The organism is Sphingobacterium lactis, assembly GCF_011046555.1.
In the GTDB taxonomy this organism is placed as follows: Bacteria; Bacteroidota; Bacteroidia; order Sphingobacteriales; family Sphingobacteriaceae; genus Sphingobacterium; species Sphingobacterium lactis.
This window is the reverse complement of record NZ_CP049246.1, coordinates 2,293,602-2,313,908: the sequence shown is the minus strand read 5'-3', so window position 1 is coordinate 2,313,908 and position 20,307 is coordinate 2,293,602. Positions and strand designations below refer to the sequence as shown.

The following is a 20,307-nucleotide window of genomic DNA, read 5'->3' as shown; positions in this document are numbered from 1 at the left end:
TGAAAATCAATAAAAACAGCTAAGGTTCAAGTATTTATACGTACCAATTTGGGTAGAATGCTTCCATACTTGAAATATGTTGCTTTTGATAAAAGGTATAATGACCCCAAAAAAAAGGATTAAATAACTGTTAAAGTATTTTTCTTTTAATCACAATAGAAAATGGCGAATAGGACCTTGTCTGACATGCGTCCGAGGTGAGAGCGTGGTCAGAGCGTGGTGAGAGCGTGCCTATAGACACGCTCTCACCACGGTTGCAATTCGGACGCAATACGCTAGCACCTCAGACAAGGTCCATTAAGCCTATATATTGTCATTAAGGCAAATCAACGCATATTTCCTGCAAACCCACAAACAGTAGTACGAAGAAATGAAATTACGAAAATGGCAAAGCGACAGCGTGTTAGCGTTTTTACTTTTCCAATGAAGTAGGATATTAGTGATGAGAATAATAGGAAATTAAAGAAAGATCTATGAAAATGGAAGTTGAAAAAGGCAGTTGGGTTTCGATTGGGACCCTGAAGTTATTTGACTGAAATATAGGCGATTAAAATGAGATTCCAAAATTATTTTGCGGGAAAAGTAATAGGAATATGCGCAAGCCCAGCAAAATGTTCCTCCACCTTCGAATCTGGAGATGATGAGCATCACAGACATCGAGAATGAAGGAACTAGCTGACCTTATCTAGATGGTCTTACAATTTGCCGTTGCTCACAGTCGCTTTATTTCGCTTCCACAGCTTTAGTGTTAATATAAAATTGCTAATAATCAGCAGGATCAACATCAATGGCATGGCAATTACGAAAATATAGATATTAATTTCTTCGTAGGTTGTGTTCGTAAGTGCCGCCAATTGCTCAAGTAAGATGACGCAGGTTTTGAATAGTTCATTCATGGAAATAACAGTTTATTTTATAATACGGAGCTAATATAGATGTATGAATATTAAATTATAATAATTTATATGATAAATAAATAATAATTAGTTTAATTTTTAGACGTATTGGGTTTGAGGTTTGGGAAACAGGCGCGCTCTGCGCGCCTGTTTCCCAAACCTCAAACCATTTATAATCAACAAATAACGCTGGCGCAAGAGTTGTGCGGAGGGCCAGGTGCGGTGGATCTCTTGTGCCTCAAAATGCGTTAGCACTCCAAATTGCGATTCAGCAGTCTAATACCCACGTAACCCCGCTAGGGGTGTAACTATTTTAGCAAGTCACCCAAGAATAAATCGCCCCAACGCCCACATTTTTGGTTTGCTAAAGCAAACCAAAAATGTGGGCGTTGGGGCTTGGCGGATTGTAGGCGTGTTGCTAAAATAGTGACACCCCTCCGGGGTTGCAAAGTTGCCAAACCTTGCACATGCCTACACCTATCGAACCTTTATAATCAATGAATAACGCTGGCGCAAGAGTTGTGCGAAGGGCCAAGTGCGGTGGATCACTTGTGCCTATGGCATATTCCCGGAATGCGTGCTGGCGCAAGAGTTGTGCGAAGGGCCAAGTGCGGTGGATCACTTGTGCCTATGGCATATTCCCGGAATGCGTGCTGGCGCAAGAGTTGTGCGGATGGCCAAGTGCGGTGGATCACTTGTGCCTATGGCATATTCCCGGAATGCGTGCTGGCGCAAGAGTTGTGCGGATGGTCAAATGCGGTGGATCTCTTGTGCCTCAAAATGCGTTAGCACACCAAATTGCAATTCAGCTGTCTAATACCCACGTAACCCCGCTAGGGGTGTAACTATTTTAGCAAGCCACCCAAGATTAAATTGCCCCAACGCCCACATTTTTGGTTTGCTTTAGCAAACCAAAAATGTGGGCGTTGGGGCTTGGCGGATTGTAGGCGTGTTGCTAAAATAGTGACACCCCTCCGGGGTTGCAAAGTTGCCAAACCAGGCTCATGTCTGCACTAGTCAAACCTTTATAATCAATGAATAACGCTGGCGCAAGAGTTGTGCGGAAGGCCAAGTGTGGTGGATCTCTTGTGCCTCAAAACATGCGCCAGCACACCAAATTGCACTCCAGCAATCTAACTCTCCAAAAATCCCCACAAACGAAAAAAGCTCCTCTTTTCAGAGAAGCTTTTCGGGTAAGTAATGGGGCTCGAACCCACGACCCCTAGAACCACAATCTAGTGCTCTAACCAACTGAGCTATACCTACCGTGTTTTCGTGATACAAAAGTAAGCCTATTCTTCATATTCTCCAAATTATATCGCTTGATTTCGTACAAAATACACCGAAAAAGCTCATTTCTAATTAGATATTTTTTTATCTACTGCCAAAGCTGAAAAATATGTTGCCAAAATCGCCCATTCCAGGCCATGGAAACCATTCTCAAATCACCCAAAAAACTCCTTCGGGTAGATTACTTCCCCCGCTATGCCATGAAGTGCGCCCGGCACCAGCTCTTTGACCATTGCATTTTCGTCCGGCACATCAAAAGGTAGCCTGATGCCATACGCGCTGGCCTGCCGATAACCAAACCGCGGGTAATATTGGGCATGACCTAATAGGACAATCGCTTGAAATCCCAATGTTTTTGCCCTTCGGTGTGCTTCCTCGATTAACCGCCCTCCTATTCCAAGGTTCTGAAACTTCGGACGTACGGCAACAGGCGCCATCGCCTGTGCCTCGTGTACTGCATCTACCCCTTGAATTTCGATTTTTGTCAGCAGAATATAACCGACCAGTTCCGCATCGATAAGCGCCACCAAGGCCAACTCCGGTACATAGCCTTGCGATGCCCGCAGGCGCTCCACCAAATCCTGTTCGCTATGGTCGCTATGTATTTCATCTGCAAAAGCTTCAATTAACAACTTCCTAATTTCAGGAAAATCCTGGGGTTCTTCCGTGCGCATTTGTATGTCCATTTATTTTAAAGATTTCCTATACCGCTAAAATAAGAAAAGGTTCCTGAACGGGGATGAACAGGAACCTTTGATTATAGAAGCCAGAGGACCCAGCTCCCTATATGCACTTACTATTAATTATTCTTTTATTGACATGCCGTAGTTTTTGCATCGAATGGTGTAGTTCTCAACACCGTTCTATACGTCGTTGTGGAAGGTGCATTCCATAACGCGAAGATTGCGAAATCCAGATTGTCATGATTTAAGTACGATACGACATATGGATTTGCCAATGCTGTACCCGCAATGTACATACCATCACTGATCATGGTATTATCAAAAACGCTATATTCGGCTCTATAATGGCCATTACTGTCATCCAGATCTTGTGCCTGGTTATCTTTATAGCCGAAATAATTCCCTGCTCCAAATGGACCGAACATCCTGGACATGTTGCCCAGTTTATAGTTGGTCATTGAGCCGCTGGCGTCCCCATACGAGGAGAATTTGGCACGCTGCGATCCGATTATGATGCGGAGCATCGGGAAGAATGTATCCGATCTAAATCCTACTTTTGCATCCAAGGATACAAACCCATTGTTGGCAAGACCCGTCTGTGTTTTAAATCCGGTTGTTGATGTATTTGCATAGGCACCATCTGTCTTTGTAACATCAATCGTTCTGTTTCCCACAGGTACTTTGAGTACCTGCGTTGTTGTCGGAATGGTAAACGCATAAGTTCCTGCCCGATTTGGCGATCCTGAAGCTGTCAACACCATCGTATTCGTTCCTGTTGTGGTAAATTCCTTGGTCCCCGAGAAAGTCAACCCTTCTACGGTCATAGTCGCCGTGTATTGACCGGTACCCGTCACATTGACTGGATAGGTCACCGTTTGGCCGTTTGGAGCTACTTTCATCATCAGGTGCGTACCTTTATTCTCGTAATAGATATTAACACAATTTGAAGTAATGACTGTAACGATAGCAGCTTTTGGTGTAACAGCTTTCACCACGGTACAAGTTCTGCCTCCAAAAGTAATGGCGACATTCATGTTTCCACCTGCCGTTGGCGTACCGGTAACAGTATAGACCAGATTGCCAGATCCGACATTCAGTCGTCCCGCTGCCAAGGTAAAGGTCAATCCGTTCGCCGTTATGGTCTGTGCATTATAGCTTGAGCCATTACCACCTGTATAAGGCACGGTCATGGTCGTCCCAGCGGTCACTGGTGTTCCCTGCGTCATTGTTGTCGGTGTAAATACCGCGTTTGCACAAGTCAGTCCGGTTACCGAAGGTGCGGATGGATTCAAGTTGATGACCGCATTTGTACTCTTGCCCGCAAGGGGTGAAATAGTCGTAAAATTGAATTGAAAACCCGTGGTAGAACTATAGGTTTTGTTACCTGAAGATGTTGCAACCACCAGATTATATAAGTTCAACTTCAAGGAAGTGATCGGTTGAAACTTAGCGGTGTAGAAATGTGCCACCTTAATTTTCGGATCGCCTGCCGGCATCGCCGTAGTAGGCTCATTCACGAAATCAATAAATGCTGTTTGATCTACACCTGGCCCGTGCTCAGTAAGAGTGCCTATGGTTCCTGCCTTCAAGTCAAAGTTCGCTTGGTGAAACATCGTTTCAGGCGTAAACCGTGCTTGCAATGTAGAGATCGACGTAGCACCGGGATAGGTGGACGCATCGAATTTAACCGCAATACGCGCGAGCATATGGTTCATGACAATCGGTTCAATATGGGTATACGGTTTCTCCGGGCTACCGGTTCCAATAGCAACGGTACCTCTTTTGTAAATAAAATCCTTACCGTTATGGCCAATCGTAAAAGTTGAATTGTAAGCGCCGGGATCAGTACCGTCATTGAACGAATAGATCACGTAGGTGTAGGTTTTATTTCCTTCGACAGGGATTTTCAGGTCGGTTCCTGAGGTTCCCACTGCTTGCGCGAGAATATTGTTCTTGGTATCCATAATGAGCAAGCGGTACTTATTCCCTGTTTTCATGGGTTTGCTGGCTGCATATTTCGCTCCAGAGCCACTGGTGGAATTTCTTGTTCCCGATGCCGTGGACGTATTGATACCACGCTGTTGCGCTAGTTTCGCATTGTTGATGCCAGCGGCCTCCTTCACTTCCATCTCAGTATCACCGTACGTGGATTCAAAAGTCATCTTGGCCACTTCACCAAAACCTGGCAAATTAACAATATCTCGCGTACCCGCTGCTTCTGTGGTCCGCTTAACACTTTTCTTTGTAGATGCCTTTTTCTCTTCCCCTTGATTTGAACTTGATGTTTCATTCGTTTCTTCAACAAGATCTGTCACTCCTGTCATTCTAAAGATAAGCGTTGAGCCATCGCCCTCCATGCCGACATTCCCCTCCTCAATTTTTTTACAGGAAGTGATCTGCATGGAAAATAAGACCATAAGGACTCCGGATGTAAAAAGTAATTTATATGATGATATAAACCTTTTCATAATAATGTGTTCGTGTAAATAAAGTACCTCTGTTAATAAATGTGATTGCATTACAACCAAAAATCTTTGGATTCACTATCCTGTTTCCAATCCTCGACTTCTGGTGTGTTCGGACTTCCAGGCCCTCCGGGCTGAAAATAAGTGGAGCCACTCGCTATCCCCTGCTCCAATTCCACATTGATCAACTCAATGCGTGGAGAAGAATAGTCCTTCTTCTTTTGTGTGTTCATTTGAAATTCGCTAACTATTATCTTATACATACTGAAACAAATACCCCTAGATGCTTCAGTTTTTAATTGAATCGCAGGTTAATGCCTGAGAATCTCTTAAAAAATCACTATTTTTTAATTTATTATTAGCTATAACAATATTTCTTAAAGAAAGGTTCGCCACAATTAACAATGAAGCCATAAACTTTCAATTTGACACGCTAATTTTAAATCACTTAATCAATATTCGTATTCACTTTCCGATTCTTGATTAAATTATACGTGATTTCGATTACAAAGATATTTCATATTTAAATTCCAAAATCTAACTTGCTTTAAAATGTAGTTGAACACCTACATGCGTAAATAACCAAATTCACCCCTATCTATTAGTGTAATATTTTAAATCATTAAAAAATTATTTACAATCAATAAACAGGAATACCCGCTTTTAGGTACAATACTTTTCAATAATTTTCCATGTAAGAAATTTTTATTTTTTGAAGTATTAAAAAATCGGTAAAAATTACAAGAGGTGATTTTTTTTCGCTTCATCCAAAAATTTTCACTTTCAAGCAGAAATGACGGTGGTCATATTTTGGTGTTTTTTATTGGAGGAAACGCATTTTTGAGAAAAATTACGTGATAACATAAAATCCCAAACTTGTAGCAGATGAACTACAAGTCGTTATCAGCGTTGCTCTTTGCGGCAGGAAAAACTGAATAAAAACAAAAAATGGAGTGACATTTCTGCCAACTCCATTTTCTGCATTTTACTTATTTTATAATTTTCTAGATCAGCTCCACGCTTCTTTTTACAAATGCTGTTAATTCAGGACCTGTCAACAATCCACGTGATAATAATGCCAAATCAAAGGCCTGTTTAGCCAATTGGCTTGCCTCAGCCTCATCGGAAGTTAAGATGCGTTTTACCAATGGGTGGTTTCCATTTACGGTTACTTTGTAGTTATCCGGCAATGTACCATAGAATCCCATGCCTCCTCCCGTTTTTGCCATATCCTTCATGCGTCGCATAAATTCATCCATGGTTATGGAAACTGGCAGATCATTTTCAGGAAGTGCATCCACCTCTACTTTCATGTCCGCACGTGAAATGGCTTTTTCGAAAATATCGGTTGCTTTTTTGGTTTCCTCTTCGGAAAGTGCCAATTCAATCTGCTCATCTTTTGCGATCAATTTGTCGATTACATCGGAATCCACACGCTTCATCTGAATTTTTTCACCACCCTTTTGCTCTACATAACCCGCAAAGTGGGTATCCAATGGTCCTTCAAAATCCAGCACATCATATCCTTTCGCCTTTGCCGCCGCAATAAAGCTATCCTGCTGTGCTTTATCCTGAGTATACAAATAGATGATATTTCCATCTTTATCCACTTGGATATCTTTCACCTTTTCGTAGTATTCCTTAAAGGTGAAGTAGGCATTATCGACATTCTGCAAAAGACAGAAATCATTGGCCTTCTCCGCGAATTTCTCATCGCTGAGCATGCCGTATTTAATGAACAGATTGATATCCTTCCATTTTTCCTCAAAACCCTTGCGATCGGATTTAAAGATTTCATTCAACTTATCAGCCACCTTTTTGGTGATGTAGTTGTTTATTTTCTTCACATTGCTATCAGCCTGCAGGAACGAACGGGATACGTTCAACGGAATATCCGGCGAATCGATTACCCCTTGCAATAACATCAAGAATTCTGGAACGATGTCCTTAACTTCATCCGTGATGAACACCTGGCGAGAATACAGTTGGATTTTATTCCGTTGGATTTCCATCTCGTTCTTGATCTTCGGAAAGTAGAGAATACCGGTCAGATTAAACGGATAATCTACATTCAGGTGGATCCAGAATAAAGGCTCGTCCATGGAGTGTGGATACAGTTCATGGTAAAACTCCAGGTAATCCTGGTCTGTAAGGTCTGCCGGTGATTTTGTCCACGCCGGTTGGGTATTGTTGATGATGTTATCAACTTCCACCTTTTTATAGTGCGGTTTTCCATCAGCATCCTGTCCATCCTCCTCGGTTTTTGATTTCGTACCAAAGCGGATTGGTACCGGCAAGAATTTACAGTACTTGTCCAATATTTGTTGCAAGCGCTGTTTGTTCAGGAATTCCTGCGATTCCTCATTGATATGAAGGATCACATCCGTTCCACGCGTGCTGCGGGTACCGGTAGAAATTTCATAGGATGTACTACCATCACAGGTCCAATGTGCAGGTTCAGCACCTTCTTGGTACGACAGGGAATCAATTTCAACACGGTCTGCCACCATAAATGCGGAATAGAAACCCAATCCGAAACGACCGATGATTTCATTGGCATCGTTGGCTTCCTTGAATTTCTCCATAAACTCCGTTGCGCCGGAGAATGCAATCTGGTTGATATATTTCTTGATCTCCTCTGCGGTCATCCCGATTCCATTATCGGAAATGGTGATGGTCTTTGCCGTTTCATCCAATTTGACATCGACCGTTAGATCACCAACCTGCCCGTTGTACTGCCCCAAGGCGGAGAGTCGCTTGATTTTCTGAGAGGCATCCACAGCGTTGGACACCAATTCTCTCAAAAATATTTCGTTATCCGAGTATAAGAACTTTTTAATGACCGGGAATATATTCTCGGTATGGATGGAAATCGTACCTTTCTCTTCTTGCATATGTCTTTAAATTATATTTTTCTGAATTTGATAACGTAAACATCAAGGAATATTCCATATGTTGTTTTTAAGTCATTTTGACAGTTTCCCCTGTAAATTTTACATAAATGGCTATATTAGGCGGCATAAAACAGGTCAAAAGTATAGATGAAGCTCAGCAAGCCCGATTTTTTGAAATCCCCATTGGAACATTTTCGTGATTCCCTAGAATCGAGTTATGGTGAAAAGGGACAGGTATTTCGGGAAAAGAGCGTAAAGAAGAAAATGCCTTTTGTCTATACCCTTACCTTTCCGCAAACAGCATCCCACGGGATGCGCACCTACTCGTACGGTGTTTCTTTTGCACCCCATCCGGATCAGCATAACAGGATCGAACTATTTCTGGAAATGGATGCAACAGATATGGCTTGGGCGCATATAGTAGGCTATCTGGCCAACAATTTGCGGGGAGATTGCCCCTTTCTGCAGGGGGAAATCATTCGCATCGGCCAACAGATCAGTTCAGATTCTGGACTGAATGCCTTCGTTGTTGTACCAGCGATTGAAGAATCAGCAGAAACACAGGTTCGGGATGGCAAAAAGGCGTCTCCCATCCATATTATGCAACTGATTCCCATTTTTGAACAGGAGGTGCTAACCATCCAAAAAATGGGTCTGGAACGCTTTTTAACCCAAATAAGACCGCAGCTAAAAAATCCCAAAAGGAAAGCATTTTAATTTTTTTCATGCCAGGTGTAGCATAACTGTTGCGAATGCCGTCTTTTTGATTGAACGTTCATCGAAACAAATTACAACATTGATTTTACTGAACAACATGAAAAAACAGCATCTATTACTTTTGATAATCGCCAGCATCTTTACCTTAAGCAGTTGCTTGAAAGATGGAGACGCAACACCACAATCCAACTTACCCATTGTCGGTATTTTCAATTACTACCCTAAAGAAACCGGAATACATTTGCGGATCAATGGCAGTGGAGTAAGCCAATCCAATGGCGCCTATCGCGGAGGAACATTTTTCTATGCCATTCCTGGCAATAAGAAAATTGAAATCTTCGATCGGACGGCACCTTCAACAGCCATGATCGACACCACGTTAACCTTTAAGGACAGTGTAAACTACAGTGGCTATGTCTTTGGCACAGCAGCCAAGCCTGCCTTTGTTCGCGTCGTGGATGAGGCAGTTGAGAATTTAGGCACCAAATCAGCATACCGATTTATCCATTTGGGCGCCAATACAGGCAAAGTGACCTTGAAAGTTGGTGACCTCGATATTGAAGCTTTCAAAAACCGCAATATGGAGACGCCTGCTACCCTTTCTAAATCGCAGGTATTCACCGCTGGCAACTCAGGTAAGTTTGAGGTTACAGCAGTTGATGAGGCTGGAAATACACTTGCCAAAACGGAATCAGTGAATTTCGAAGCTGGAAAACATTACAATTTCGTCCTGTTCGGCACAAAAGGAAATAACGATTTCCCACTGACGATTTCTACCGTAAATTACAACTAAGGCAGCTTTATAATACATCCATAATTGGAAGGCCCGATTTATTCGGGCTTTTCTTATTTTTACAGATTCATTATATTGTGGACTATGAGCCTAGATCAGATTAAAATCGATGATGCTTTCCGTGTGCTGCACCAGCGGGCACATGAATTCATCAGCGATCAGCAAGAATATTTGGAAGCAAATTATGGATTTGGACAGTTTGACCAATATACCGTTGATCGGGAAAATAAAAGCATCACCTTTACCAATGCAGATGGCACTTCCCTATCGTTTCGGTTTCAGGCTGTAGGAAAGCTGGAAGCTGCCAACCAGCAATGGTCGTGGCGATGGGACGCTAACGATGTTTCCCCCGAGGAACTCGAAAATCTGGATGTCATCAAGAATTATGGTGACTTTTATGATTTCACATTTCTGACGAAACCTACTTTTGGTGCCAGCCAGCAAATCGCTTGGGCACTTACAGCCATCGCGGCATACTTAAGGACGGCAAAAGGCGTTTTTAGGATTGCAGATGGCGACACCGCGGAGTTTATTTACCTGCAGGAAATCCTCGCATAGGCTAATTCCTTAGTTGTCAAGCGGATCCCTTTCTACTGTTCCATTAGTAGTTGGAATTCCGTATTTTCGCAAACATTTTTTGAAACAATTCATGCAGTTAACGAAGTTAGAGATCAAAGGATTCAAGAGTTTTGGGGACAAGGTAACCATCAATTTCAATGAAGGGGTTACGGCTATCGTTGGCCCGAACGGCTGTGGAAAATCTAACGTTGTGGATGCGATGCGCTGGGTCCTTGGTGAACAGAGCACCCGGAACCTACGCTCCGATAAGATGGAGAACATTATCTTTAACGGAACCAAGAACCGCAAACCAGCCAACCTCGCCGAAGTTTCCTTGACCTTCGACAATACCAAAAATATCCTGCCGACGGAATTTACCACCGTGACCATTACTAGAAAACTTTTCCGAACTGGAGAAAGTGAGTACCGTTTGAATGATGTGAAATGTCGATTGAAGGATATTACCGATCTATTCCTCGATACGGGTATTGGATCGGACACTTATTCCATCATCGAATTGAAGATGATCGATGAAATTATTGCCAATAAGGACAACTCCCGTAGAAACCTCTTCGAAGAAGCTTCTGGAATATCCAAATATAAGGTTCGCAAGAAACAAACCCTTGCAAAGTTGCGCGATACGGAAGCTGATCTTTCCCGGGTAGATGATCTCTTGTTCGAGATCAATAAAAACCTGAAGACCCTGGAAAATCAAGCCAAGAAGGCAGAAAAATATTTCAAGTTAAAGGAGGAATACAAGGAATCCAGCATCGATTTGGCGTATTATAAGTTGGAAAATTTCCACACCGACCTGATGCGCATCAACGAGCAGGAAGAAGGACAGAAAGAAAAACTTCAGGAAGTCGTTTCGCTACTGGAAAGTAAGGAACAGGGCGTACAGGCTTCGAAGAATGATATCCTAGTAAAAGAACAACATCTTTCGGCCCAGCAAAAGGCGACTCAGGAATATATCAATAAGATCAGGTCGTATGAGTCGGAGAAAAAGATCAAGAATGCACAGCTATCCCACCTTCAGGAAAAGGAAACACGCCTGGCGAACGATCTGAATCATGACAAGCAACAATTGCAGCATATCGAGCATCAGGTAAAGCGATTGAACGAAGAGCTTTTTGAGGAGCAGCAGATCTTGGATACTGTTCAGCAGGATTTGGACAGCAACAAGGTGGAAGTGGAAGAATTGCGCGCACAACAATTGAATGCGAAAGGCAAATTCGATGAATTTGGCCGTAATGCGCGGGCATTGCAAGATCAGATACATGCCTTGGAGAAGGAAGTTGCTGTGCTAGGGATCCAAAAGGATGCCTTGGAGCAGGAATCCCTCCGTACCGCAACAGATACGGAATCCAAAGAAGTGGAATTGAACCAATTCAACAAAATTGTTGCCGAGCTGGAAGAACGTGTACATATCCAACAGGAGCAGTTCGATAGTGCAATGCGAACCGAGGAGGCGCTGCAACAACAAATTCAAGATTGCGAAATACGCATCAAGCAAACCAATGAGGAGTTAAATCGTGAGGTTCGTGTCATCGATGCCAAACAGAATGAATATAATCTAACGAAATCCTTGGTCGATAACCTGGAGGGCTTTCCAGAATCCATCCGCTTTCTGAAAAAAAATGCGGGATGGAAAAAGACTCCACCCCTATTTTCGGATATCCTGTTCTGTAAGGAGGATTACCGCGTGGCCATCGAAAATTACCTAGAGCCCGTGATGAATCATTACGTTGTTGAGCAGAAGGAAGATGCCGTACAGGCGATTCAATTGCTGAGCGATGCATCTCGCGGTCGAGCAAACTTCTTTGTCCTGGAAGCACTGAATGGCCAAAAAGGAGCTACCACCCTACCAAAGGATGATCACAGGATGATTTCAGCTATGGAAATCATCTCCGTTGAGGATAAATACAAACCGTTATGTAACATCCTGTTGCACAACGTTTATCTCCTAAAGTCTGAAGAGGAGATCAACTTGGAATCTCCATTACCTGAAGATGAGCGTATTATCTTGCAGCGTGAAGGTAGGTTTTCCAAAAATAAATTAGGATTAAGCGGTGGTTCAGTAGGCCTTTTTGAAGGGAAGCGTATTGGTCGGGCGAAGAATTTAGAAAACCTAGCAAAGGAGATTAAGACCCTACAAAAGCGGATTGAGGACCTGCAGGTCGATCAGCAAAAACTAGAATCCGAATCCATCAGTTTGAAAGGCAGTTCCCAAAAAGAATTTATCGACGAACATCGGATCCAACTCAATCGCTTAACAAATGAATTGACGTCGGTTAAGACCAAGCAGGAACAGTACCAAACGTTCATTACCAATAGCCAACAACGAAAACAGGATATTGAGCTAAAAGTTGCCGGCATTATCCAGCAATTGGCGCAATCTGAACCGGCTATGGAAGCGTTGAAAGCAAATGCTGCGGGTAACCAAACCGAATTGCAGCGCTTGGAGGAGGCCTTCCTGGAAATCAGTGAATCTTTGAACGAGAAGTCGACAATTTTCAACCAGGAAAACATCAAATTCCACCAGCAACAGAATAAGGTCAATACGATCCTCCGGGATTTGGAATACCGTGAAACCCAAAAAGATACGCTGAGCGAGCGCATCGAGAAATTTACCCAGGAAGCGGAACAGGTTAAACTAGATCTGAAAGAAGCGCTAAGCCATGTCGATGACAAGGACACGGACCTGGGGTCCATGTACGAGCAGAAGGAACTGTTGGAAAAAGGGCTGCAGGAAATGGAAGAAGACTTCTTCAAATCTCGTAAAGCTGTCAACGACATGGAGGAGCAAATCAATCAGCTCCGCAAATCCAAGGATATTTCCGATGCATTGATTTCGGAATTGAAGGATAAGCGTACAGCGCTACAGATCGAGTTGAATGCGCTGAAGGAACGTTTATCCGTTGAATTCAATATTGACCTACAGGACCTTTTGGAGAATGAAATCCCTGAAAACCGCCCTGAATTGTCGGAGTTGGAGATCAGGTGCAAAAAACTGAAGAAGCAATTGGATGACTATGGCACGATCAACCCTATGGCGAAGGAAGCATACGATGAGATCAATGAGCGCCATGACTTTATCAATAAGGAAAAGACCGATCTATTGGAAGCCAAGGCATCGCTGATGAGTACCATTCAGGAGATTGACCAATCGGCCAACGATAAGTTTATGTATGCCTTCACGACTGTTCGTGAAAACTTTATTAAAGTATTCCGCTCGCTATTCAATGAGGAGGATTCCTGTGATATCGTTCTGAGCGATCCCAACAATCCTTTGGAGTCGGATATTGACATCGTTGCCCGTCCAAAAGGGAAACGTCCGCTTTCCATCAATCAGCTTTCCGGTGGTGAGAAGACCCTGACTTCAACAGCACTTCTGTTTTCGCTATACCTGTTGAAACCAGCACCGTTCTGTATTTTCGATGAGGTTGATGCGCCTTTGGATGATACCAATATCGATAAATTCAATAATATCATCCGTGAATTCTCCAATCAATCCCAGTTTATCGTGGTTTCGCATAATAAACGGACGATTGCCAGCACGGATATTATCTATGGCGTGACGATGGTCGAACAGGGCGTATCACGCGTTGTCGCGGTGGATTTGCGGGATGTAGCCTAAGGGAGATGTGAGGGGGAGACATGAGATGCGAGATGTGAGATGTGAGATATTAAGGGGGAGGAATGAGATGCGAGATGTGAGGGGGAGAAGTGAGATGTGAGATTTGAGATGTGTGATATTAAGTGGGAGAAATGAGATGCGAGATGTGAGATTTAAAATAATAAAATAGATGAAAGGCGGCTTGAGGGTCGTCTTTTGTCATTTTTGGGTGTTGGGCTTTAGGAGTTATTTTTTGGATGGGTGCTTGTATTTTTAGTTTTTTCGTTTGTAGGTGGACATGAAGTAATAGAATAGGTTGACGAAGCAAAATATGGCTAGAGCGATATAGCCTACCCTATTGTTTTCGGCATTGTCGTCAAGAAAGAATACGATGGTTGTTAACAGGGAAAAAACCAGAATAAGCAGGTACAGAATTTGGTTATAATGCATAATCAATTGGCTAATTGGTGGTTATAACGAATTTACGGATATACTACCAATTAGCCAATCGTTATTTTTAATTCTTTAAGGTTCTTTCAAAGAGCCTATAGATACGTTTGTATTCATCTGTCCAGCTGCTAGGCTGTACGAAACCATGGTCCTCTACGGGATAAACCGCGAGGTCCCAATTGTCTTTCCCCAATTCGATCAACCGCTGGTTCAAGCGAATGATATCCTGAAATTGAACATTGACATCGACCATGCCATGGAGCATTAGCAGGTTTCCTTTCAGTTTATCGGCAAAATATATCGGCGAGCTCCGCTTGAATGCTATTGGATCTTCCACCGGTGTATTCAGGATATTGGAGGTATAGCCGTGGTTGTAATGTGCCCAGTCGGTCACGGAGCGCAGGGCAGCTCCGGACTTAAAGACATCGGGTTCTGTAAAAAGACCCATGAGGGTAATGAATCCGCCGTACGATCCACCATAAATACCCACATTTGCCGGATTGACTCCATAATGATCAACGAGGTATTTTACACCGTCTACTTGGTCCGTAAGGTCTTTACCACCCATATGCCGATAGATTCCGGTTCTGTGGTTCCTGCCGTAGCCTGAGCTTGCTGTATAGTCAATATCGATTACCGTATAGCCGTTATCAGCGAGCATGTTGTTGAACATGTATTCCCGGAAATATTGGCTCCACCAATAATGGACGTTCTGCAGATAGCCCGCACCATGGACGAAGACAACTGCTGGTTTGCTCGGATGTGGATCCTTGGCCGGATATACCCGCGCATAGAGATCATCCCCATGGCGGTTCTTGAAGGAAATCAAATCCGGATTCCGCCACGCATAGCTATCAAATTCGGAAGTAGTTGATTTGGTAATCTGTTTCGCCTCGCGACCCGGACGATTAGGCTGTAGGTACAATTCCCAAGGTTTATTCATGGTGGAATGGTTGATGGCGAGCCATTTTTCATCCGGTGACAGCGTTACTTCATTTCCACCCTTCATCCCTGTAATTTGCGTTAGCTCCCCTCCTGCTACGGGCAACAAATAATAATGGGTGATTCCGGGGTGCTCCTTGTTCGCGGAAATATAAAACTGTTTTCCATCCTTGGAAAGCTCCACAGATTGCACCTCCCAATTCCCCGAGGTCAATTGTTTCTTTTGATCCGTATGTATATCGTAGCTATACAAATGGGAATAGCCGGTTGCTTCGCTCTGAAAATAGCATATATGGTCGTTCAACCATTTTACCTCCCGACCGATACCCGGACCTCCGATCCACGCATCGTCATGCTGGCGATCCAGTACCTTAACCGTCCCATCAGCAGGATTGAGCTTCAATAACCATAAATCCTTATTATCCTGCGCCTTGGCCGTTACTACTGCAATCTGGCCGTCTGGAGACCAGGAAGGAATCCCCCAATACACGGCACGATCCGAATTGGCCTCCTGAAGTTTTTTCCTGCGTTCCGGATAATCACTGAGGTAAGCCGGAAGATCCTTGATACCAGGAATAGTTGATGCAGATAGCTCCAGTGCGGTATCCCGATCCACTTGATATACAAACGTCTTATAACCGCTCAGTTCATTTCCCACTTTAGTCCGCATGTTCAGATCCTCCACATACCCCGACCGGGTAATGAAATCAGGAACAATGGTGTTCCGGTTCCCTTTTGCAGGGTAAACCAACCGGTAGGTGATGTATTTTCCATCGGAGCTAACAGAAGCGCCTGCCAAAAAACCATCTCCCAGATACAATGGTTTCAATCCGCTTTTCTTCGGTGATTTCTCTTTTTTACGATCTTCTTCCTTAAATACCTCAAAAAGCGATTCTTGGTCTTCTTTCAACCAGGCATCTTGGGCACTCAATTTACTCTCGCCCTTAGCTTTTCCCTTTTGGAAATTCGTAAGTTGCTTCAAGGTCGAATGCTTCGGATTGAGGCTGTAGAGATTTTCCTCACGAAGGAATACAATGGAATTGTCGTTCAAAAATGTTAACGGATTTTCCCAAGCCGCTGTTTCCGTTTGGCGTACTATTTTATTTTTCTTGATATCCTTGACATACAGATCCCCATCCCGCTCAAATACGGCTAATGATTTATCCTTGGAATAGATATAGCGTGGTGCTGACGCCAATTTCGCAATGCTGTCAGTGGACAGGGTATATTTCTGTGTGGAGACATCCAATCGATAGACATCTGGCTTATCTTTTCCCTCAGGGTTCCAATCAAAAAACAGATAGGCACTGTTATCGGACCAACGGTAATTACTTGGCGAGGTTCCCATCCATTTCGGATCGCGCATGATTTTGTCTACAGTCAGGGGTGCTAACTGTGCCTGCGCAACGGAAATGGCCCCAAACAGAAGGAATGGGACAATGAGCTTTTTTTTCTGCATGCAATTCAAAATTAATAAGGTTTTCAGAACAATAATACGAGAATATAACCTGATAAATCGTTGTGTCAACTCTTTTTTACGAACAAAAAAAGCGTCAGTATAACTACTGACGCTGTATGTTGAATGTATATTTCCCTATAATGATTTAATACGGATATTGCGGAAAAATACTTCCGTGCCATGGCCTAGGAATCCGATATGACCGGTAGCATTCTGCAGTCCAGGATGTTGCTTGCCATCGGCTGTCCCATTCTTGCTAGCTTCCTGCAGATCGCCGTCAACGATGACCTTTCCATTCACCGTCACCTTGATCTTGTTGCCTTGAACGCGGATCTCCTCAGTATTCCATTCACCGACAGGATTTAATGCACCTCGCTTGGCCGCAATAATCCCATAAACTGATCCGTGGTACTGATAGGGTTTTAGGTTCTTGTATACATCTGCCGTATCGTCCAAAACCTGGATTTCCATACCTGCATAGGCTGCATCACCTTCCAATGGCGTGCGGATGCCAATACCATTGTTCGCTCCAGGCGTTAGCTTGAACTCAAAACGGTAGATGAAATCGCCATATTGATTCTTCGTATAGAGGTTCTTTCCGAATTTCGCGTCCGGATTCGAACGAATATAACCTTGCTTCGTTATTTCATAAGCCGGAGATGACGTCCATTTATCGAGGTTGGTTCCATCGAATAAAAGTTCAAATCCCTCCTTTTTTTCCTGATCGCTTAATGTGGAAATCTCTTGGCGTGGAATTTCCCTCACAAAGATATCACGGTACCACACGCGGGATCCGTGCGCCTGCAATTCGATCTGTTCCGTTGGGAAAATCGATTGATTACGGTCCCAATAGTTCTCTAACGTAACCTGGTCAACAACCAATTCACCATTCAACCAAACGGAGACTTTCTCGCCAACCATTCGGATTTTAAAGTTATTCCATTCCCCAAGTGCATTATCTGCTACTTTGGATGGGTCTTTCGGGTTTTTCGTGTTATTGTACAAGCCTCCGGAACCAACCTGCGCTCCGACATTGGTACGGGAGATATCCCAGATCTGCACCTGTGGCGTTCCGCGCAAGTATACACCTGCATCCGGTTCTTTTCCGTTCGGATCCAACTTCCAGTCAACCAACATTTCAAAATCACCGTATTGCTTCACCGTGGCAATATTATCGCCGTGGCCAGAAAACACCAGGTCGCCATTGATGGCAGACCAACTCTCCCGCATTTTCTTGTCAGCTTCCGCCTGTTTCTTCGCAAGTTCAGCTTTTGACATTTTCGCACGGGCAATCGGATTCTCCACCAAACCTTTCCAACCGGTCAGATCTTTGCCATTGAAGATGGAAACATAGCCCTGCTCGCTTGGCATCTCGGCCAAATGACGAACAATGGCCTCTTTCAGATACGAACTCTCACTTCCGGACAGTTTCTCTGCCGCTTTATTCAAGATCGCGCGAACATCTGATCCCACATAATCTTTATGGTCCATCGCGATATTCATCGCAACGTTGCTTGCCGCACCACCCAGTTCCGCATCATCCATGTACTTGCTAGCAAAGATCAGGGCATTATAGGTCCCTGTGGACTGCAGGTTATTAAGTGCTGCGCGCTTTTGCTTTGTATTTTGTGCCAATGCAAAGGCATCACGTAGCAATAATGTTTTCTGTTCGGGATTCACCTCACTGGCATTCAATTGCTTGATCAATCCGCTGAATACCGTTTCAAAGATTGCTGGGTCTTTTTCTGTTTTTGACAGACGGATCAACGTCGGTAAGGATTCTGCATTCGTCCAATTTGCTAACGCCTTGATGGCTTCCGCTTTCAACGGCCCTTCAGTACCGACATAGTTTTGTACAGCCTGTAATGCTTCAGGACCACCGACACCGGCGAAAATAGGGAAATATTTTCCTGCTGACGGTGCTGCCGAGCGGGAAATATTACCTGCCAAGCGTTGGATATCAGCATCCTTGTTCGCTCCTGAATTGATGGCGATGATTGCGGCTTCCTGAGCGAATACAAGTTCCTCTGGAGATGCCGAATCCATCAAACGGATTACAGCTTCCAAGTTATCCCTATTGACAACGGTAGGCAATGCTTTATAGGCGGCTAACTTCACTGCTGGATCTGTAGACGCGGTTAATGGCAATACAGCAGCAGCTGACTCGGCATTGGTGCGTGTGGACAGCACATCCAATAAAGCAACCTGCGTTTTTGGATCCGCCGAAGCTAAAGCTTTATTGACCTGCCCAATAGTAGACTGCTCTGGAGCTGTAAGAAGCAGCGTCTTGATCTCGGCTAATTCCTTTTCGGATGCCGTTGGGATCTGTTGGATCAGGAATTCGGTGTTTGTTCCTTTGGATAGAATCGATAAGGTACGCAATGCGGCAACCTTTGCCTCTTCATCTTTTAGGCTTGAAAAACCTTTCTCGATTGCTTTTGTGGCTACCGTAGCTTCTTTGTCTGCTAAGAAATTCAAAACGCTTTCTTGTGCATCTCCATCGAGCTTGCGCAATGAACCAGCTAATTTCGCTAGGTCTTTTGCAGAAGCATCTTCAGCCAATAGATCTAGGGCTACCTGACGAAGTAATTTATCTTCACCAGACGCCAATTTCAAAAGTTCTTTCTTCTGTTTTGCGGGGGCGATATCAGCTAAAACAGCAATAGCACCTGCCTGTATCGTTGAAGCTTTCGCACCTGCTGCTTGCTTATATAGCGTACTTGCAAACGTGCTTGCTTCTTTATGTTTCTCCTTTCGTGCCAGCGTCTGTGCATAATCGACAGCTAAGCTAGCAGCATTACTCGAATCGAATTGAAAATTCTTCGCTTTGGCCTTCTCCAGGAAAACTGGAGCCGATGCTGTCCCACCGATCTTGCTCAAGGCCGTTAGCCCGGTCAATTGATAGTTATCGGAATTGTAATTCCCGAGAAGTTCGATAATCTTAGCCTCAGCCTCTGCGTACTCCAAGTCTCCCAAAGCAGCAGTAATACCCATGGCGATCTTCTCGCTAGGCGCATTCTGGAGCCCTGTGTGCAACGCTTGTGCAGCCTCAGGCGTACGGATAGCATTCAGCACGCGTGCGGCTTTCTCAGCAAGCTCTTCATCGGAAAGATATGGAGCCACTTTTTCAATGGCATCATTCTTCGCACAGAATTTCAAAAGCTCGAAAACATAGCCTTTGTTATTTTTATCGGTCAATTTATCCAAGGCATGCAACAAGCCTTGCACATAAGTCGCCCGTTGACCATCCATTCCTGGTTGCATCACATAAAATGCATAGGAATTCGTCGCATATTCCACTGGCGCATTATTTCCGCCCTGTGGCTTCAACCCGATCAACAGTGCTGATACATCATCGGCGGTAAAACCTTCCAACTCTTTCATGGCCTGCAAGAACTTCGTTTGTTCTTCGGCAGGTTGTTGCGCCAAGACATCGGCAATTTTTGTAGCCGAGGTCCTGTTGCCTGGTTGTTGAGCATAGGCAGCTACCTGGATAAATAATAGAGCGGTTATGGTGTTAAATACTTTTTTCATGATTTGTCGG

11 protein-coding genes and 1 tRNA gene are annotated in these 20,307 nt (G+C 43.9%); 4 read left to right on the top strand and 8 right to left on the bottom strand.

What is annotated here, in order from left to right; genetic code table 11:
• Positions 1–695: 695 nt before the first annotated feature.
• The 6 genes from G6N79_RS10125 to htpG form a co-directional block, all read right to left on the bottom strand.
• Positions 696–896, bottom strand: a complete 201-nt coding sequence (locus G6N79_RS10125) for a hypothetical protein (RefSeq protein ID WP_103907209.1) — start codon at positions 894–896, stop codon at positions 696–698.
• Positions 897–2,088: 1,192 nt separating this feature from the next.
• Positions 2,089–2,162, bottom strand: a tRNA-His gene (locus tag G6N79_RS10120).
• 179 nt (positions 2,163–2,341) lie between these two features.
• Positions 2,342–2,872 carry a GNAT family N-acetyltransferase gene (locus G6N79_RS10115; protein WP_200818823.1) on the bottom strand — a complete coding sequence of 177 codons (531 nt, stop codon included), beginning with the start codon at positions 2,870–2,872 and terminating at the stop codon, positions 2,342–2,344.
• Positions 2,873–2,997: 125 nt separating this feature from the next.
• Complete coding sequence (locus G6N79_RS10110; RefSeq protein ID WP_146060649.1) at positions 2,998–5,337, bottom strand: hypothetical protein; 2,340 nt, start codon at positions 5,335–5,337, stop codon at positions 2,998–3,000.
• Between the two features lie 50 nt (positions 5,338–5,387).
• The gene (locus G6N79_RS10105; RefSeq protein ID WP_103907205.1) at positions 5,388–5,567 is read right to left on the bottom strand and encodes a hypothetical protein; all 180 of its coding nucleotides are present in this window, start codon (positions 5,565–5,567) and stop codon (positions 5,388–5,390) included.
• Positions 5,568–6,338: 771 nt separating this feature from the next.
• Positions 6,339–8,228 carry a molecular chaperone HtpG gene (gene htpG / locus G6N79_RS10100; RefSeq protein ID WP_103907204.1) on the bottom strand — a complete coding sequence of 630 codons (1,890 nt, stop codon included), beginning with the start codon at positions 8,226–8,228 and terminating at the stop codon, positions 6,339–6,341.
• Positions 8,229–8,375: 147 nt separating this feature from the next.
• Here htpG and G6N79_RS10095 point away from each other — a divergent pair, with 147 nt between their 5' ends.
• From G6N79_RS10095 to smc, 4 genes are all read left to right on the top strand, one after another.
• The gene (locus G6N79_RS10095; protein WP_103907203.1) at positions 8,376–8,945 is read left to right on the top strand and encodes a suppressor of fused domain protein; all 570 of its coding nucleotides are present in this window, start codon (positions 8,376–8,378) and stop codon (positions 8,943–8,945) included.
• Between the two features lie 97 nt (positions 8,946–9,042).
• Complete coding sequence (locus G6N79_RS10090; RefSeq protein ID WP_103907202.1) at positions 9,043–9,738, top strand: DUF4397 domain-containing protein; 696 nt, start codon at positions 9,043–9,045, stop codon at positions 9,736–9,738.
• An 84-nt stretch (positions 9,739–9,822) separates the two neighbouring features.
• Positions 9,823–10,296 carry a DUF6882 domain-containing protein gene (locus G6N79_RS10085; protein ID WP_103907201.1) on the top strand — a complete coding sequence of 158 codons (474 nt, stop codon included), beginning with the start codon at positions 9,823–9,825 and terminating at the stop codon, positions 10,294–10,296.
• Positions 10,297–10,387: 91 nt separating this feature from the next.
• Positions 10,388–13,933: a chromosome segregation protein SMC gene (gene smc / locus G6N79_RS10080; RefSeq protein WP_103907200.1), complete on the top strand. Its 3,546-nt coding sequence runs from the start codon at positions 10,388–10,390 to the stop codon at positions 13,931–13,933.
• Positions 13,934–14,429: 496 nt separating this feature from the next.
• Here the strand turns inward: smc and G6N79_RS10075 are convergent, their stop codons facing one another.
• Both G6N79_RS10075 and G6N79_RS10070 read right to left on the bottom strand, forming a co-directional pair.
• On the bottom strand, positions 14,430–16,763 hold the full coding sequence (locus tag G6N79_RS10075; protein WP_103907199.1) for a S9 family peptidase: 2,334 nt from the start codon (positions 16,761–16,763) through the stop codon (positions 14,430–14,432).
• A gap of 135 nt (positions 16,764–16,898) precedes the next feature.
• Positions 16,899–20,297 carry a 3-keto-alpha-glucoside-1,2-lyase-like domain-containing protein gene (locus G6N79_RS10070; RefSeq protein ID WP_103907198.1) on the bottom strand — a complete coding sequence of 1,133 codons (3,399 nt, stop codon included), beginning with the start codon at positions 20,295–20,297 and terminating at the stop codon, positions 16,899–16,901.
• Positions 20,298–20,307: the final 10 nt, after the last annotated feature.

Bases quoted from the DNA above. Each gene is read 5' to 3' on its own strand.
- G6N79_RS10125 (WP_103907209.1), bottom strand. From the start codon at position 896: ATGAATGAACTATTCAAAACCTGCGTCATCTTACTTGAGCAATTGGCG.
- G6N79_RS10095 (WP_103907203.1), top strand. From the start codon at position 8,376: ATGAAGCTCAGCAAGCCCGATTTTTTGAAATCCCCATTGGAACATTTT.
- G6N79_RS10075 (WP_103907199.1), bottom strand. From the start codon at position 16,763: ATGCAGAAAAAAAAGCTCATTGTCCCATTCCTTCTGTTTGGGGCCATT.
- G6N79_RS10105 (WP_103907205.1), bottom strand. From the start codon at position 5,567: ATGAACACACAAAAGAAGAAGGACTATTCTTCTCCACGCATTGAGTTG.
- G6N79_RS10090 (WP_103907202.1), top strand. From the start codon at position 9,043: ATGAAAAAACAGCATCTATTACTTTTGATAATCGCCAGCATCTTTACC.
- smc (WP_103907200.1), top strand. From the start codon at position 10,388: ATGCAGTTAACGAAGTTAGAGATCAAAGGATTCAAGAGTTTTGGGGAC.
- G6N79_RS10070 (WP_103907198.1), bottom strand. From the start codon at position 20,297: ATGAAAAAAGTATTTAACACCATAACCGCTCTATTATTTATCCAGGTA.
- G6N79_RS10085 (WP_103907201.1), top strand. From the start codon at position 9,823: ATGAGCCTAGATCAGATTAAAATCGATGATGCTTTCCGTGTGCTGCAC.
- htpG (WP_103907204.1), bottom strand. From the start codon at position 8,228: ATGCAAGAAGAGAAAGGTACGATTTCCATCCATACCGAGAATATATTC.
- G6N79_RS10115 (WP_200818823.1), bottom strand. From the start codon at position 2,872: ATGGACATACAAATGCGCACGGAAGAACCCCAGGATTTTCCTGAAATT.
- G6N79_RS10110 (WP_146060649.1), bottom strand. From the start codon at position 5,337: ATGAAAAGGTTTATATCATCATATAAATTACTTTTTACATCCGGAGTC.